This window comes from Variovorax sp. GrIS 2.14, from assembly GCF_046115955.1.
GTDB lineage: Bacteria > Pseudomonadota > Gammaproteobacteria > Burkholderiales > Burkholderiaceae_C > Variovorax.
Map to the genome: position 1 here is coordinate 1 of NZ_JBJXIA010000084.1, position 1866 is coordinate 1866.

At 59.0% G+C, this 1866-nt stretch carries 3 protein-coding genes and 1 pseudogene; 3 read left to right on the forward strand and 1 reads right to left on the reverse strand.

Going from position 1 to position 1866, the window contains the following annotated elements:
• Window positions 1-52: 52 nt before the first annotated feature.
• Together RCH10_RS27550 and RCH10_RS27555 are read left to right on the forward strand one after the other, a co-directional pair.
• Window positions 53-433 carry a hypothetical protein gene (locus RCH10_RS27550; RefSeq protein ID WP_409054836.1) on the forward strand — a complete coding sequence of 127 codons (381 nt, stop codon included), beginning with the start codon at window positions 53-55 and terminating at the stop codon, window positions 431-433.
• On the forward strand, window positions 430-723 hold the full coding sequence (locus tag RCH10_RS27555; RefSeq protein WP_409054837.1) for a hypothetical protein: 294 nt from the start codon (window positions 430-432) through the stop codon (window positions 721-723). Before RCH10_RS27550 ends, RCH10_RS27555 begins: the two co-directional genes overlap by 4 nt.
• A 99-nt stretch (window positions 724-822) precedes the next feature.
• On the opposite strand, the gene RCH10_RS27560 is transcribed toward RCH10_RS27555, so the two are convergent.
• A complete protein-coding gene (locus tag RCH10_RS27560; protein WP_409054838.1) occupies window positions 823-1092 on the reverse strand; it encodes a DUF6799 domain-containing protein in 270 nt (89 codons plus the stop codon).
• Between the two features lie 253 nt (window positions 1093-1345).
• On the opposite strand from RCH10_RS27560, the pseudogene RCH10_RS27565 reads away from it, so the two are divergent.
• Window positions 1346-1866, forward strand: a pseudogene (locus RCH10_RS27565) (IS30 family transposase); the annotation flags it as partial.

Here is a 1866-nt window from a genome sequence, read left to right on the forward strand (position 1 = left end):
GGCCGGCACCCGAAGTTCATCTGCCGGCGCGCGAGCTGAAGGCAGGTGCCGCATGAGCGCCCTGACCGTTCACGCGGACACACACGGGCCCTCCGACGAAGAGGTGCCCGCGTCCGGGCGCGGCCCCGATTCGGCGCAGGTGGTGGTGACCTACGGCTTCTGGCTCTTTTTGTTGAGCAACATCGTGATGTTCGGGGCCTTTTTCGCAAGCTATTCGGTGCTGCACGGCCACACGGCCGGCGGCCCTTCGGGCCATCAGCTCTTCCATCTCGCCAAGCTTCCGGTCGAAACGGCCTGCCTGCTGTTCTTGAGCTACTCCTGCGCGCTGCTTTCGCTTTCGGTGGACCGGCGAAGAGACACGTGCTCGACATTGTCCGGTTCGATGTGTTCACCATCGGGTATCTGGGAGCGTTCACACGAGCGAAGCGATTGACAGGAAGCCAGGCATCTGACGATGGCATTGATCTGCAGAGCAGTCTCTCGAAATATGCGGCCGGCCTCGGAATGTCGGTGGTGTTAAAGCTGGCCTCGTTTCGTGTGTCCGGCAGCGACCGCCTGTGGTCGCAAGGCATTCCGCTGCTGCTCACTGCACTGGCGATCGGTCAGATGGGCATTCACCTGGTCTTCTTCGTGCATGTTTCCGGCAGACCCGAGGGCACCAAAACGTTTTTTCGCTGGGAATCGAGGTGTTTGTGGTGGCGCCGGTGGTGTTCGGTTCGATGATCGTCATGACCAACCTTGACGCGAACATGCGTCGCAAAAAGCGAGGCATGAAAAGTAAAAGGGCGCCAGGTCAGCGCCCTTCAATGGCCCATCTGCCGCTTATTTCTTCATCATCATTCCGGACATCTCCATCCCGTCGCCGTCCTTCATCATCATCTTGGTGCCGTCCTTTTTCATGACTGCGCCGTCGGTCATGACTTTGGTTCCATCAGAGAGAGTCATTTCCTTGGTCATCGCCATCGTCTTGCCGTCTTTCATCATCATCATCTTGCCGTCTTTCATCATGACACCGTCCTTCATCATTCCGGACTGAGCCATGGCGGCGCTGCCAGCAAGAAGCATGGCTGCGATCAGGATTTGCTTTTTCATGTAATTTCCTTGAGGTGGTTGAGCCATTTGGCCCGGTTGGTCGTCCGCTATCGGGTTATCCCCCGCAGCATTCGACAGCATCAGTCTGAAGAAGTCGCACCGTGGTGGTGTGAGACGAGGCGGACAGTGTGTGAAGGACGGACGAACTCGGCGTCTACCCTTGCAATCATTCCTGCCTCCAAAGCCGTACTCACACTGACAGCAGCAAAGCGTAACCAAACTCCGGCACACGACATCACCTAGCAGGAGCTCTGGCAAGCCTCATCGTGGTGACCGCAAATGGGTCAATGGCTGGTCGCCGGAGCAGATTGCCAACCGTCTGAAGGTCGACTTCCCGGATGATCAGTCCATGCGCGTTTCCTACGAAGCCATCTACCAGGCCCTCTATATCCAGGGAAGAGGGGCCCTCAAGCGCGAGCTGGTAGCTACCTGCGTATGGGGCGTGCGTTGCGCGTGCCACGCGCCAGGGCCCAGGCCACAGCATCGGCTCATGTCAGTGAAGAGGTAATGATCTCCAGCCGACCAGCAGAGGCAGAGGCACGCGCCGTTCCGGGTCACTGGGAGGGGGATTTGATCATCGGCCTAGACAGGTCCGCCATCGGGACGCTGGTGGAGCGATCAAGCCGCTTCACCATGCTCGTGCACTTGCCCCGCGAGGTAGGCTATGGACTGACTCCCGGGACAAAGAACGGTCCTGCGCTGGCGGGTTATGGAGCCATCACCATGGCCAATGCGCTCAAGAGAACCGTGGCCACGCTGCCTGCTCAACTGTGG

Coding starts and splice junctions, on each gene's coding strand:
- RCH10_RS27550 (WP_409054836.1), top strand. CDS start 53: ATGAGCGCCCTGACCGTTCACGCGGACACACACGGGCCCTCCGACGAA.
- RCH10_RS27560 (WP_409054838.1), bottom strand. CDS start 1,092: ATGAAAAAGCAAATCCTGATCGCAGCCATGCTTCTTGCTGGCAGCGCC.